General features: G+C 62.9%; 14 protein-coding genes and 1 riboswitch. Of the genes, 12 read left to right on the forward strand and 2 right to left on the reverse strand.

What is annotated here, in order from left to right; all coding sequences use genetic code 11:
- Positions 1–14: 14 nt before the first annotated feature.
- Together D1012_RS06305 and D1012_RS06310 are read left to right on the forward strand one after the other, a co-directional pair.
- Complete coding sequence (locus tag D1012_RS06305) at positions 15–1,592, forward strand: DUF5928 domain-containing protein (protein ID WP_118150469.1); 1,578 nt, start codon at positions 15–17, stop codon at positions 1,590–1,592.
- Between the two features lie 4 nt (positions 1,593–1,596).
- On the forward strand, positions 1,597–1,968 hold the full coding sequence (locus D1012_RS06310; RefSeq protein ID WP_118150470.1) for an HIT domain-containing protein: 372 nt from the start codon (positions 1,597–1,599) through the stop codon (positions 1,966–1,968).
- 17 nt (positions 1,969–1,985) lie between these two features.
- On the opposite strand, the gene D1012_RS06315 is transcribed toward D1012_RS06310, so the two are convergent.
- Positions 1,986–2,855: a hypothetical protein gene (locus D1012_RS06315; RefSeq protein WP_118150471.1), complete on the reverse strand. Its 870-nt coding sequence runs from the start codon at positions 2,853–2,855 to the stop codon at positions 1,986–1,988.
- A gap of 173 nt (positions 2,856–3,028) precedes the next feature.
- Here D1012_RS06315 and miaB point away from each other — a divergent pair, with 173 nt between their 5' ends.
- From miaB to trmB, 10 genes are all read left to right on the forward strand, one after another.
- A complete protein-coding gene (miaB, locus tag D1012_RS06320) occupies positions 3,029–4,339 on the forward strand; it encodes a tRNA (N6-isopentenyl adenosine(37)-C2)-methylthiotransferase MiaB (RefSeq protein ID WP_118150472.1) in 1,311 nt (436 codons plus the stop codon).
- Positions 4,340–4,574: 235 nt separating this feature from the next.
- Positions 4,575–5,117 carry an OmpA family protein gene (locus tag D1012_RS06325; protein WP_118150597.1) on the forward strand — a complete coding sequence of 181 codons (543 nt, stop codon included), beginning with the start codon at positions 4,575–4,577 and terminating at the stop codon, positions 5,115–5,117.
- A gap of 5 nt (positions 5,118–5,122) precedes the next feature.
- Complete coding sequence (locus D1012_RS06330; protein ID WP_147335629.1) at positions 5,123–5,509, forward strand: hypothetical protein; 387 nt, start codon at positions 5,123–5,125, stop codon at positions 5,507–5,509.
- A 201-nt stretch (positions 5,510–5,710) separates the two neighbouring features.
- Positions 5,711–6,718, forward strand: coding sequence for a PhoH family protein (locus D1012_RS06335; RefSeq protein WP_435530902.1), 1,008 nt, complete (start codon positions 5,711–5,713; stop codon positions 6,716–6,718).
- Between the two features lie 162 nt (positions 6,719–6,880).
- Positions 6,881–7,384 carry an rRNA maturation RNase YbeY gene (ybeY, locus tag D1012_RS06340; protein WP_118150474.1) on the forward strand — a complete coding sequence of 168 codons (504 nt, stop codon included), beginning with the start codon at positions 6,881–6,883 and terminating at the stop codon, positions 7,382–7,384.
- Between the two features lie 40 nt (positions 7,385–7,424).
- Positions 7,425–8,375 (forward strand): transporter associated domain-containing protein, encoded by a 951-nt coding sequence (locus D1012_RS06345; protein ID WP_118150475.1) that lies wholly within the window; start codon positions 7,425–7,427, stop codon positions 8,373–8,375.
- A gap of 2 nt (positions 8,376–8,377) precedes the next feature.
- Positions 8,378–9,868: an apolipoprotein N-acyltransferase gene (gene lnt / locus D1012_RS06350; RefSeq protein ID WP_118150476.1), complete on the forward strand. Its 1,491-nt coding sequence runs from the start codon at positions 8,378–8,380 to the stop codon at positions 9,866–9,868.
- A gap of 32 nt (positions 9,869–9,900) precedes the next feature.
- Positions 9,901–9,950: riboswitch (SAM-SAH riboswitch) on the forward strand.
- A 7-nt stretch (positions 9,951–9,957) separates the two neighbouring features.
- Positions 9,958–11,124 (forward strand): methionine adenosyltransferase, encoded by a 1,167-nt coding sequence (metK, locus tag D1012_RS06355; RefSeq protein WP_118150477.1) that lies wholly within the window; start codon positions 9,958–9,960, stop codon positions 11,122–11,124.
- A gap of 78 nt (positions 11,125–11,202) precedes the next feature.
- Complete coding sequence (locus D1012_RS06360) at positions 11,203–12,027, forward strand: DUF1353 domain-containing protein (protein ID WP_158569239.1); 825 nt, start codon at positions 11,203–11,205, stop codon at positions 12,025–12,027.
- Positions 12,028–12,120: 93 nt separating this feature from the next.
- On the forward strand, positions 12,121–12,819 hold the full coding sequence (gene trmB / locus D1012_RS06365; protein ID WP_118150479.1) for a tRNA (guanosine(46)-N7)-methyltransferase TrmB: 699 nt from the start codon (positions 12,121–12,123) through the stop codon (positions 12,817–12,819).
- A gap of 161 nt (positions 12,820–12,980) precedes the next feature.
- Here the strand turns inward: trmB and D1012_RS06370 are convergent, their stop codons facing one another.
- A complete protein-coding gene (locus D1012_RS06370; RefSeq protein WP_233517027.1) occupies positions 12,981–14,012 on the reverse strand; it encodes an MBL fold metallo-hydrolase in 1,032 nt (343 codons plus the stop codon).
- Positions 14,013–14,030 lie beyond the last annotated feature (18 nt).

Consider the following 14,030-nt stretch of genomic DNA (forward strand, 5'->3'; position numbering starts at 1 on the left):
GGACCGTCGCCAATATGGCAAGAATAGCCTACATCCTGCTGACCCACAAAGACCCTGAAGGCATCATCGCGCAGGCGGAGCGGCTGACGGCCGCGGGCGATTATGTGTCGATCCATTTTGACGCAAATGCGAACCAGCGGGATTTTGACCAGATCCGGGAGACGCTGGCCTCGAACGCTTCGGTGGTTTTTGCCAAGCGCCGGGTCAAATGCGGCTGGGGGGAGTGGAGTCTGGTTGAGGCGTCGCTGCTGGCGGTGCGTGCCGCCGTTGAGGCGTTTCCCAAGGCCACGCATTTCTACATGCTGTCGGGCGATTGCATGCCGATCAAATCGGCGGAATACGCGCATGATTTTCTGGACCGGGACGATGTCGATTACATCGAAAGCGTCGATTTCTTCAACTCTGACTGGATCAAGACCGGCATCCGCGAAGAGCGGCTGATCTTTCGCCACTATTTCAACGAGCGCAGCCAGAAGGCGTGGTTCTACCGCTCGATGGACTGGCAGCGCAAACTGGGCCTGACGCGCAAGGTGCCTGCCGATATCCAGATGCAGATCGGGTCGCAATGGTGGTGCCTGCGCCGCCGCACGATTGAACAACTGTTGCAGTTCTGCGACCGCCGCCGCGATGTGATGCGGTTTTTCCGTACGACATGGATTCCGGATGAGACGTTTTTTCAGACATTGGTGCGCCATCTGGTGCCCGAGCATGAGATCCGCTGCCGGACGCTGACCTTTCTGATGTTCACCGATTACGGGATGCCGGTGACGTTCTATAACGATCACTACGACCTGCTGCTCAGCCAGGATTATATCTTTGCCCGCAAGATCAGCCCGCAGGCCAAGGATCTGAAAGCCCGGCTTGGCAAGCTGTATACCACCCGGAATGTGCGGTTCCAGATCTCGAACGAGGGGCGGAGCCTGTTCAAGTTTCTGACCGGGCGCGGCAGGATCGGCCGCCGCTTTGCGCCGCGGTTCTGGGAACGCGAAAGCACGCTGGGGCGCGAGCGGCAGCTGATGATGGTGACCTGCAAGAAATGGCATGTGGCCAAACGACTGGTGGACCGGGTGCGGCAGGTGACCAACATGCCGGCGATCGAATACCTGTTCAACGAAGACAGCACGCCCTTGCCCGATCTGGGCGGCATCCAGACCACGCTGGAAAAACGCACCCGCCACCGCCGTGCGCTGGTGCGGATGCTGTTCGACTATTGGCAGACCGACAAGCTGGTGCTGTGCATTGACCCGGCGAATGTCGATCTGATGCAGGATTTCTACAATGACAAGGCGACCGTGCGTCTGCTGGAGATCGACTGCGATTTCACCGATGACTATCTGATCGGCCATGCACGGCGGGTAGGGCTTGCCGGGGACCGGACCCCGCAGGAAACCATCGACCGGCTGTTGCCGACCATCCGCTATGATGTAAAGTTTGAATCCGACCGCATCCGCGACGCTGGCTTCAAGGATATGCACCGCATCCGCCAATCGGCCTCTGTCGATGAAAACACCCTGCCGCTGGCCGAGTTTCTGGACATCCCGGTCGAAAAGGCCCGCGAGATTGCGGGCACCGAATATCTGTTTGTGGACTGAGCCAATGACAAAACCCTATGATCCGAACAACGTGTTTGCCCGCATCCTGCGCGGCGAAATTCCCAACAAGACCGTGCTGGAAACCCCGCATACGCTGGCGTTTCACGACATCGGCCCGCAGGCGCCGGTGCATGTGCTGGTGATCCCCAAGGGCGCCTATGTGGATTTTGCCGAGTTTGCGGCAAAAGCATCTGCCGAAGAGATGGTCGATTTCCACCGCGCCTGCGCGCAGATCTGCGAGATGCTGGGCCTGACCGGGCCAGAGGGGTATCGCGCCATCACCAACGCGGGTACCCATGGCCTGCAAGAGGTGCCGCATTACCATCTGCATATTCTGGGGGGGCGTGTCCTGGGCCGTCTGGTCGCGCCCGCCTGATCAGGCAGGCTCGGGCGTCAGAACCATTGCCCCGGTTCCATCAGGCCAAGATCCATCAGTTGCTGGCTGTGCCATTCAAACGGGATGGAATTGTGCCAGCGGAAATCGTGGATATCAAAGCGTGACCCCGGATTGCTGCGCAGGGCCTTGGCGGTGCGGAACGACACAAGTGCAGTGGTGATGTTGTTGTGCCAGGGGCAGGCGTAGGTGTTCATCTCTTCGTCGGACAGCGTGAAATTTCTGTTCAGGGTCAGGCCGGGTCTGGTCTTGAACAGGCAGATCCGGTCAATCTTGCGGCGCTGGGGCGAGATATGCTCCTCGAACCGCCACCGCAGACCGCCAAAGAAATCGAGCTGACGTTCCTTTGGGTAATTGTGATTGGCGGGGTCGGGGCGGCCAAGGGCGTAATAGCCTGACTTGTCCAGATGGGCGTCGGCCAGCGACACCGCGTTCGGAAAGCGCTGCAGATCGCCGGCATAGAGGTCAATCATATAGGTCAGAATGGCCTCACGCCGCTCTTCGCTTTGAAAGGTCAGCAGTTCCGGTATGTTGCGCGACTCGCAAAACGGGTGGAACAGGTATTCGGCGTTGTAGCAGTAAAACAGCCAGATGCCGGGGGCCGCTTCGATGATCTGGTTGACCGCCTCTACCAGCGCACCTTCGGCATGCACATCGTGATCGACGCGGTGAATGCTGTCTTCGATCCCGGCGGGCAGGCTGATTTCGGGCGGTGCCAGCAGCACCACAACCGGAAAGCCTGCGGTCTGGTGATGGCGCAGGGTGGTATCCACCTCGACCTCATCTTCGGCCATGACCACGGCGACCGGGCCTTTGCCGATGATCTCTTTGGCGACGGTCAGAAAGGCGGTCAGCCCGGTGTGGCGCATGTGTCCTCCGCTGGGGATGGCGATCCCGCTGGTTGGCGTCAGAATCGGCGATGGGGGCGCTTATTGCAAGGGGCTGGTTCTCTGGCATTGTGGGTTTCGGGGCCGTGCGCCCCTGCGTTGCGCCCGGACGCAGTTCGCGGTAGAAGGCGCGCTGATCCACGGCGGGGTAAGCCATGTCTGATGCCAAGAAGCTGTTCATCAAGACCTATGGCTGTCAGATGAACGTCTATGACAGCGAGCGTATGGCCGAGGCCATGGGCGCGGATGGCTATACGCTGACCGAGGTGGTGGAAGAGGCGGACATGGTTCTGCTGAACACCTGCCACATCCGGGAAAAGGCCAGCGAAAAGCTGTTTTCCGATCTGGGAAGGTTGCGGCCGCTGAAGGACGCAAAGCCAGATCTGAAGATCGGGGTGGCGGGCTGTGTGGCGCAGGCCGAGGGCGCCGAGATTCAGCGGCGGATGCCCTTGGTCGATATTGTGGTCGGGCCGCAGGCCTATCACCGCTTGCCCGCCTTGGCGCGGGCGACGGGCCCGCAGGTCGATACCGAATTCCCTGCCGAGGACAAGTTTGACCATCTGCCCGAGCGCAAGGCGCTGCGCGGGCCGACCGCGTTTCTGACCGTGCAGGAAGGCTGCGACAAGTTCTGCGCCTTCTGCGTTGTGCCTTATACCCGCGGGGCCGAGGTCAGCCGCCCGGTCGACCGTATCTTGCGTGAGACGCGCGATCTGGTGTCGCGTGGCGTGCGTGAGGTCACGTTGCTGGGGCAGAATGTCAACGGCTATCACGGTATGGGTGAGGGTGGGGACTGGACGTTGGGCCGGCTGATACGGGCCCTGGCAGAGGTCGACGGGCTGGAGCGCATTCGCTATATGACCAGTCATCCCAATGATATGGATGATGATCTGATCGCAGCACATGGCGACGTGCCGCAACTGATGCCCTATCTGCATCTGCCGGTTCAGTCCGGGTCTGACCGGATTCTGAAGGCGATGAACCGCAAGCACACGCGCGACGATTACTTCCGGGTGATCGAGCGCATCCGGGCGGCGCGGCCCGATACGCTGTTCTCGTCCGATTTCATTGTCGGCTTTCCCGGCGAAACCGATGCCGATTTTGAGGCTACGCTGGATCTGGTGCGCCGGGTCGGCTTTGGCCAGTCCTATTCGTTCAAGTATTCCGCCCGCCCCGGCACCCCGGCGGCGGAAAAGCCTCCGGTTGAGGCGGACGTCGCTGACCGGCGGCTGCAGGAGCTGCAGGCGCTGATCCTGGAGCAACAGCGCGCCGGGCAAGAGGCGATGGTCGGGCGTGAGGTGACGGTGCTGTATGAAAAGCCCGGACGCCAGCCCGGTCAGATGGTGGGCAAATCTGACCACCTGCATGCGGTTCACGTGAATGATGCGACGGGCAAGGTGGGGGAACTGGCGCGGGTGCGTGTCTTAGCTTCGTCGGCCAACTCGCTGTCGGCAGTCAGAATTTCGTAAACCTGTCCAATCGCACCCTTGGGGGCGGGTTGTTTTTCCATCGGAAACAGTGCCGGGAAATCTACGGGCGCGCGGGGTCTGCTGCCAGACCTCTGCCACATAAATGCCCTGAATTGTTCAGATTTCGCTTTACTTCACTTTTTCTCGACGGCAATTCTGGTCGGATAAGTCTGCTCGTAAATAGTCACAATTGAAGGGGGCTGCTGCTGTGGAGTGTTTTTCCAAAGCAATGCGGATGATCCTGGGGGGAGCGGCGCTCGCGGTCGGTATGTCGGGTGCGACAACCGCCATGGCGCAGGGCGCTCCTCAGGTCACCGGCAAAATCGAATGGGGCGTGTGGATCGACGACGACGGTTGCATGCACTGGTGGGCCGATGGCGGTCTTGAAGGGTATATGGTTCCGCGCCGTAACCCGAAAGACGGCAAACCGGTCTGTCTGAAGCGCAACACCTGTCTGGTGGAAAACACCGATCAGCTGTTTGCAACCGACTCTGCGCAGCTGACCTCGCATGGGCGGTCGCGGTTGCAATCGTTCTTCCAGTCTGCGGGCGCCTTCGGTTATGCCATCTATGGACATACCGACAGCCGCGCGTCGGATGAATACAACATGGGTCTGTCCAAGCGTCGTGCTGCTGCCGTGGCCAATGTCGCCCGTTCGGTCGGTGCCCATGTGGAACGCGAAATCGGCTATGGCGAACGTCAGCCCGTCGCCTCGAACAATTCGGCTGCAGGCATGCAGCAGAATCGTCGGGTCGAAGTCGTCTGCTACCGGTGGTGATCAACATGAACAGTACATTCAAAATCGGCGCAGTATTGGCGATCATGGCCGTTGGCGGTTGTGTCGGCGAGGCCGGTCAAAGCGGCCTGCGGCCGTACCACGGCCCGGATTCGGTTATCGCGACCGGGTTGGACAAGGGCCGCGATTCGGGCGTTCTGCGCAATGGCCAGGCGGCGATTGCCTATGATCCTGACGGCTGCCAGAACTGGATCATGGATGACGGCGTGGAAGGCTATTCCAGCCCGCGCTTTGACCCGGTGTCGGGTCTGCCGGTCTGCAACAACCACTATCCGCCGGGAACCGTGATTCGCAACTACCAGACCGGCAGTGAAGGTATTCGCGATTATGTGCCCGGTCCGGGCATCCGTACCGTGGTGCGTCGCGGGAACTGACGCGCGCAGTCTGCAAAATTCTGAGGGGCCACGGGGAACCGTGGCCCTTTTTGTCAGTTGGAGCCTTTGCCTGTCATTTGGGCAAGTGTCACATTTCCGTGCGGGCGCTGGATATAAACTCGGGTCGACACGAAATCGATGCTTGCCAGATCATGTGACGCGGCGCACGATACATACAGGCCCTAGCTAAAGGAGACCTCATTGGGCATCAGCGCGCTGACCCCCCCGACCAAACCCGAGGACATGATCGAGAGCGTCCTCGAATTTCCTGACAACCGTTTGCTGATAGATCTGTGCGGCGAGTTTGACCGCAATCTTGCACAGGTCGAACACCAGATCGGCGTTCACATTCTGCGGCGCGGTAACCGCCTTGCGGTGATCGGGGACAAGGGCGCGCGGGAGCAGGCGGCAGCCGTGCTGCGCAGCCTGTATGCCCGGCTCGAATCCGGTCGCACCGTGGCTGCGGGTGACATTGACGGGGCGATGCGCCTTGGTCAGGCCACGCTGGGGGCCGAGGGCGAACAGATCGAGCTGTTCAACCCCGGCATGGAAATCCGCACCCGCAAAAAGCCGGTTGAGCCTCGGACAGAGGCACAAAAGGCCTATGTGGCCAACCTGTTCAGCCATGAGCTTGGCTTTGGCATCGGGCCTGCGGGCACCGGCAAGACCTATCTGGCGGTGGCGGTCGGTGTGACCATGCTGGTCTCTGGCGCGGTGGAAAAGATCATCCTGTCGCGCCCTGCGGTGGAGGCGGGCGAGCGGTTGGGGTTCCTTCCCGGCGACATGAAGGAAAAAGTCGATCCCTATATGCAGCCGCTCTATGACGCGCTGAACGATTTCCTGCCCGCCAAGCAGGTTCAGAAGCTGCTGGAGGAAAAGCGGATCGAGATTGCACCGCTGGCCTTTATGCGCGGGCGGACCCTCGCCAATGCCTTTGTGGTGCTGGATGAGGCGCAGAACGCGACCACCATGCAGATGAAGATGTTCCTGACCCGGTTGGGGCAGGGGTCTCGCATGGTGATCACCGGCGACCGCACACAGGTGGACCTGCCGCGCGGGATGCCATCAGGTCTGGCCGATGCAGAGCGCATCCTGAAGGGTGTGCGCGGGGTGACGTTCAACTACTTCACGTCCAAAGACGTGGTGCGGCACCCGCTGGTGGCGCGGATCATCGAAGCCTACGAGTCAGATGAGGCGCCACAGGCCTGAGTGACGGGATTGCTGAATGCGCCGGGGGGCTGTCTGCCCCCCGGCGTTTGTTTTTCGAACCAGTGGCAAGCCAAATTGGCCCCCGCGGATATTTTCGGACAGAAAACAGAGGGCGCTCTGGATTTGCTTGCCCGGCCCGCCTGCTTGGAGTAGGGCGCGCGGATGGAACCTTTGGTCGATTGCGTGATTGAGGATGCCCGCTGGGAAGGTCTGGGGCTGGAGCCCCTTGCCCTGCGCGCGGCGTCGGCGGTGCTGGCGGCGCTGGGGCTGCCGGAGCAGGGCTTCACCCTGTGCGTCATGGGCTGCGATGATGCGCGGATTTCGGTGCTGAACGCCGAGTTTCGCGGCAAACCTGTGCCGACCAATGTGTTAAGCTGGCCGTCGGAGTTACTTGCCGAGGGCACGCCTGGCGTGGTGCCTGCTTTGCCCCTTGCGGGGGACGCGGCAGAGCCGTGGTCGCTGGGCGATATTGCGATTTCCTATGACGCCTGCGCGCGCGAGGCGGAGGCGGCGGGCAAGCCGCTGGCCGACCATGTCACACATCTGGTGGTTCATGGTGTGTTACATTTGCTGGGTTATGATCACGTTGACGATGCAGATGCAGCACTGATGGAAAAACACGAAGTGGCGACACTTGCCACGCTTGGGGTAGATGACCCATATTGAAACGGCACCCGAAAGGCGGGTGTTTTTAGGAAAAGGACCGATGGGCAGTAGTAACGACGGGTCTACGGCGGCGCAGGGCGCGCCGTCTGGTGTACAGACCGAAGAAGATCAACCTCCGAGTAGAGGTCTTTTCGGGCGGTTGATGGGTGTGTTTTCCGGGGCCGACAGCCCGTCTGGTGGCAAATCCGACGATACGCTGACTGCGATGCCTTCGGGCGGGCCCTCGGTGCCGGGCCTTGGCAATCTGCGGCGGCTGCGGGTCGATGATGTGGCGATCCCCAAGGTTGATATTGCCGCCGTTCCCATTGACATTGGCCGTGATGAGCTGGTCGAGGTGTTCCGCGAACAGGGCTTTTCCCGGTTGCCGGTCTACAAGGGCACGCTGGACCACCCGCAGGGGCTGGTTTTGTTGAAAGATCTGGCGTTGCAGCATGGCTTTGGCTCGTCAGGCCGGTTTTCGCTGCGCAATTTGTTGCGGCCCTTGCTGTTTGCCCCGCCGTCGATGCCAATTGGCGTCTTGTTGCAAAAGATGCAGCGCGAACGGGTACATATGGCACTGGTGATTGACGAATATGGTGGCGTTGACGGGCTGGTGACCATCGAAGACCTGATCGAAACCGTCATCGGCGAGATTGAGGATGAGCATGACGAAGACGAAGGTCTGCTCTGGAAAGAGGAAAAGCCGGGCGTGTTTCTGGCGCAATCCACCGCCCCGCTGGAAGAGTTTGAGGCCTTGATCGGGTTCAGATTGCGCAATGGCGAGGATGACCAAGAGATCGACACGCTGGGCGGTCTGGTCTTTGTGCGCACGGGCCGCGTGCCGGTGCGCGGCGAGATCGTACCGCATGAATCGGGGGCCGAGTTTGAGGTTGTCGAGGCCGATCCGCGCCGGATCAAGCGGCTGAGGGTGCGGTTGCCGGGCAGCAAGCCTGACATTGTGGCCGAAGCGGTGGCTCCGGCCCCGAAACTGGTGGAGCCGGCCGCATCTTGAAGATGCGCGCGCGGATCTTTGGCACGCTGCCCGACCGCCGGGCAGCGGCGCTGGATGTGCTGGCGGGGGCGGCGGTTGCCTTGGGGCAGGCGCCGCTGTCGGCGTGGTATCTGGCGTTTCCGGCGCTGGTCTGGGCGATGGCGCGGATGCTGCGACCGGTGTCGGTCGTCGGGTCGGGCTGGGTCGCGCTTTTGGTCGGGGCGGGGTATTTCGGAGCCTCGCTCACCTGGATCGTGTCGCCGTTTTTCATTGACCCTTGGCTCTATGGCTGGATGGCGCCGTTTGCGGTTGTCCTGATGGCCTTTGGCTTTGGGCTGTTCTGGGCGGCGGCCAATGCGGCGGCCTGTCGTTTTCCGGTGCGGCCCCTGGCGCTGGCCGCCGGGCTGGGCGCGGTGGAGCTGCTGCGCGGTTATATCCTGACCGGATTTCCCTGGGCATTGGTCGGGCATATGTGGCACGGCATGCCGCTGGTGCAGGTCACGGCGCTGATGGGTGCAACGGGGCTGACGGTGCTTACGCTGGCGCTGGCCGCCTTGCCGCTGATGCACCGCTGGTGGGGGGCAGGGTTTGCCGTTGTGGCGGTAATCGCGGGGACGGGGTTTGGCCTGTGGCAGCTGGATCAGCCGGAGCCGCCCGCGCGGGCGGCGTCTTTGCGGCTGGTGCAGCCGAATGCCGAGCAGCATCTGAAATGGGATCCTGATCAGGCGCGGATCCTTTTTCATCGCCAGCTGGAATTTACGCGTGACGGCACCCCCGCCGATCTGACGATCTGGCCGGAAACAGCGGTGCCCTACCTGCTGGAATACTCGCCCGAGGTGGCCCCGATGATCACGGATGCCTCTGGCGGGAACAAGGTGGCAATCGGCATCCAGCGGGTCGAGGGGGACCGGGGCTGGAATTCCTTGCGCGTGCTGGAGGGGGACGGTGCGCTGGTTGCGAGTTATGACAAGTTTCATCTGGTGCCGTTCGGCGAATACATGCCGATGGGCGATCTGTTGCAGGACTGGTTCGGGATCGGGGCGTTTGCGGCGCAGGTTGGCAATGGTTATTCGGCGGGCACCGGGCCGCAGGTTTTGGATCTGGGGCCCGACCTTGGCCTTGTGCTGCCGCTGATTTGCTATGAGGCGGTGTTTCCGCAAATCCCACGCGGCGCGCCGGAGCGGCCGGACTGGATGCTGCAGATCACCAATGATGCATGGTTTGGCACGCTGACCGGGCCATTTCAGCATTTCGAGCAGGCGCGGCTGCGGGCGATTGAGCAGGGTCTGCCGCTGATCCGGGTGGCCAATACCGGGGTGACGGCGGTGATTGATGCGCGTGGGCGGGTGGTGCAGGCGCTGGCCTTTGGCACGGCGGGCTATCTGGATGTGGCTTCGGTGCCCGGAGCGCTGGGGGCGACGCCCTACGCGAAATGGGGCGAAGCCCCGGCAATTCTGCTGTTGTTGAGTCTTATTGCGCTTGCTTTGCGGCGGCGCAGGGCCGCCTTTGCTTGACGCTTTGTAACATTGGCTCTACGCACCATGCTGAACTGCCACAACGGCTTCCTGACGTGGCAGGGATCATTCAATTGGAGCACGACCCCATGAGCCGCAAGAATTACGTATTTACCTCGGAATCCGTTTCCGAGGGGCATCCCGACAAGGTCTGTGACCGCGTATCCGATGCCATTCTCGATGCATTCCTGACCGAAGAACCCAACGCCCGTGTCGCATGTGAGACCTTTGCGACGACGAACCGCGTGGTTGTCGGCGGCGAGGTGGGGTTGTCAAGCAAAGCTGCCACCGATGCAATGCTGGAGCGTGTCGAAGGCATTGTCCGCGACTGCGTCAAGGACATCGGCTACGAGCAGGATGCGTTTCACTGGAAAACCCTGACGGTGCAGAATTACCTGCACGGCCAGTCGGCCCATATCGCGCAAGGTGTTGATAAGGACGGTGCCGGTGATCAGGGCATCATGTTCGGCTATGCCTGCCGCGAAACCCCCGAGCTGATGCCTGCACCGCTGCAATACGCGCAGGCGATCCTGCGCCGTCTGGCCGAGGTGCGCAAATCGGGCGAGCAGCCGACGCTGGGGCCGGATGCCAAATCGCAGCTGTCACTGCGCTACGTAGATGGCAAGCCGGTCGAGGTGACCTCGATCGTGCTCTCGACCCAGCATGCGCTGGAAACCCAGACCTCCGCCGACATCCGCGCGATTGTGGAGCCCTATATCCGCGAGGTGCTGCCCGACGGCTGGCTGACCGACGCGACCAAATGGCACGTGAACCCCACGGGCATTTTCGTGATCGGCGGGCCGGATGGCGATGCCGGGCTGACCGGGCGCAAGATCATCGTGGACACTTACGGCGGCGCGGCCCCGCATGGCGGCGGCGCGTTTTCGGGCAAAGACCCGACCAAGGTGGATCGGTCTGCCGCCTATGCCGCGCGCTATCTGGCGAAAAACGTGGTGGCGGCCGGGCTGGCCGACCGCTGCACGTTGCAGGTGTCCTATGCCATCGGTGTGGCCGAGCCGCTGTCGATCTATGTCGATACCCATGGCACCGGTCAGGTGGAGGCGGCGCAGATCGAACGCGCTGTCGCGGCCTGCATGGACCTGACACCGCGTGGTATCCGCACCCATCTGAACCTGAGCCGCCCGATCTATGCCCGCACCAGCGCCTATGGCCATTTTGGCCGCATGCCGGATGCGGATGGCGGGTTCAGCTGGGAAAAGACCGATCTGGTCGAGGCGCTGAAAAAAGCCGTCTGACATTTTTGCGCGCGCCCGGCTATTATCGGGCGCGCGTCTCTTTTTGGAATTCCCTCCCGTTTTCTCAGGATGGACATCATGTTTTTTTCAGCAGTTGCAGGGTTTATCCGCCCGACCCTGATCAGTCTTGTCGCGGGTGGGGTGCTTCTGGCCTGTGTCCCGACGCAGACCCAGCTGTCCGCCACACGGATCAGCGCATCGACGCAGGAATGCCGCGATATTGCCGACAGCTCTGCCGCCTGCTTTTTCCGCAACTCTCCGGTGCGGCTGGAACAGCGTGTCGTCCGTCTGCCGGGCCGGGCGCTGGAGTTTCGCCCCATCGCCGAGCCGCTGGAATTTGTCGATGGCAGCGGGCGCGAATGGGTCGCCCCGCGCGCCACGCTGACCGATGGCGCGTCGATCCCCAAGGTGTTCATCCCCATCGTCGGCGAGCCTCGGTCGCGCGAGTTCATCAATGCCGCCGCCGTGCATGACGCGTTTTGCGGGGTCGGCAACGAAGAAGGCCCGGCCTATCATTCGCGGACCTGGCAAGAGACCCACCGGGTGTTTTACGACTCGCTGATTGTGGGTGGCACCGAACCTGTGCGCGCCAAGGTGATGTTCGCCGCCGTCTGGCTGGGCGGGCCACGCTGGGTGGTGCATGACCGGCGCGAGACGCGGACAGAGTCGCCGCTGCCGGGCGCGGTTCTGCAATCGGGCATGCGCGAGGCGCGCGATTACATCGAACGCTCTGACCCGACCATGCCGCAGCTGATCGGCTATCTGAACTGGCTGGAATGGGACATGGGGCGACGGGGTACGCGCGGGCGTGGTCCACAGGCGGCGGTCGTGACCGAGGCATTGCCCGAACCGCCACCGGAGGAGCCAGTCATCGACGGGCAGGGGCCTGAAGACGCGCTGTAACGGCGGCGCGGAGGGGCCCGGCGGGCCCGGTCTTGACCCGCGCGGTTCATCCTGACACTAGGCGCGGCAGACACGGGAACAGGATCACAGCGCATGGCCGAGCCAACGGAACGTCGCAACTTTTATGGCCGGGTGCATGGCAAGACCCTGCGCGCCAGCCAGAAGGATTATCTGGCCAACGATCTGGAAAGCCTGCGCCTGCAGGGGGTAGGGCCTTCGGAAAACCCCGACCGGACCCCGCTGGATCTGGCATCACTCTTTGCCACCCCGCGCCCGGTTTGGGTGGAGGTGGGCTTTGGCGGCGGTGAGCATCTGGTCCATATGGCGGCGCGCAACCCCGGGGTCGGGTTGATCGGCTGCGAGCCGTTTGTGAACGGCATTGCCATGCTCCTGGGCAAGATCAGGGCTGCGGGCGTCACCAATCTGGCGATCCATCCCGGCGATGCGCGCGATCTGTTCGACGTGCTGCCGCAAGCGTCGGTCGACAAGGTGTTTCTGAACTATCCCGACCCTTGGCCCAAGGCCCGCCACCACCGCCGCCGCTTTGTGACACCGGGCTATCTGGCGCTGCTGGCGCGGGTGATGAAGCCGGGGGCCGAGTTCCGGGTCGCCACCGACATTCCCGATTACGTGCGCCAGACGCTGGAAGAGGTGCCAAAGGCCGGGTTTGTGCTGGACCGCCAGACCGGCGAGGGCGCGGCTTGGGAGGACTGGATCTCGACCCGCTATGAGCAAAAGGCCCTGCGTGAGGGGCGTGCCCCGCATTACCTGACCTTTCACCGCGCGACCTGACGCGCCCCCCACCCCAGCCCTCCCCCACGAGGGGGGAGGGAGGCGCAGTTTCGGCCATCCGGTCCGCGTGTGGCTGTTGCCGCGGGGAGCCCGTGGGATTTGGAGTGCCTCCACTCCCCCTTGTGGGGAGGGGCTGGGGGAGGGGGCGGCGCGCAGACGGATCAGACGCGCGGGATTTCCCACATGTCGCCGGGGGCAAGCGGGCGGAAGCGGTCGGCGGGGATGGCTTTGGCTGCAAGTGCGGTTTCCAGCGCCGCCAGCGGGGCATCCCGCGCCTCGTTGGTCAGCTGAAAGGTGCCCCAGTGGTGGCCGATGGCATGCGCTGCACCCGAAAGCACAAAGCCCTCGACTGCTTCGGCCGGGTTCTGGTGCTGGCCTTGCATGAACCAGCGCGGCTCGTAGGCTCCGATTGGCAGGATCGCGGCGCGTATGGCCCCGTGCTTTGCACTCAGGGCCCGGTAGGGCCGCCCCTGATCAAAGCCGGTGTCGCCGATGTGCAGGATCTTGCCCGCCGGCCCGGCGATCAGAAAGGCGGCCCAGAGCGCCATCGAGCGGTCCGCCATGCCGCGCGCGGACCAGTGATGGCAGGGCTCGAAATGCACGGTCAGCGGTCCGAACGGCACCGCTTGCCCCCAGTCGGCGACGGTGATCCGCGCCTCGGGCACCGCGCTGCGGATGATCGCATCATTGCCCAAAGGCGTGATGATCTGCGGCGCATGGGCGGCGTGCAGGCTGGCCAGCGTGGTCAGGTCAAGGTGGTCGTAGTGGTTGTGGCTGAGCAGGATCGCATCAATCCGGGGCAGATCGGCAAAGGCGATGCCGGGCGCTGCCACCCGCTTGGGCCCGGCAAAGGCCAGCGGGCTGGCGCGGTCGGACCAGACCGGATCGGTCAGGATGTTGAGGCCAGCCGTCTGAATCAGCAGCGTGGCATGGCCGACCATGGTGATGGTCAGATCCTCGACCTGAGCTGCAGGTCTGGTGGCGGCAACCGTCACCTGCTCCGGCCATCTGGCGCGGTTGCCGCCCCATTGCCATTTCAGCACATCAGACAGCCCGCGCAGCGGTGTGCCGCCGGGATTGAAGAACCTCACCCCGTCAAAATGATCCGAAGAGGGCCCGGCGTAATAGCGGTTGCGTGATGAGGATATGGCCATGGCTCCTGCGCCCCCGCCCAGCCCGAGGGCGGCGAGCAAGGCGCTCCCTTTGAGAAA

The organism is Pseudotabrizicola alkalilacus (assembly GCF_003443995.1).
Lineage (GTDB): Bacteria > Pseudomonadota > Alphaproteobacteria > Rhodobacterales > Rhodobacteraceae > Pseudotabrizicola > Pseudotabrizicola alkalilacus.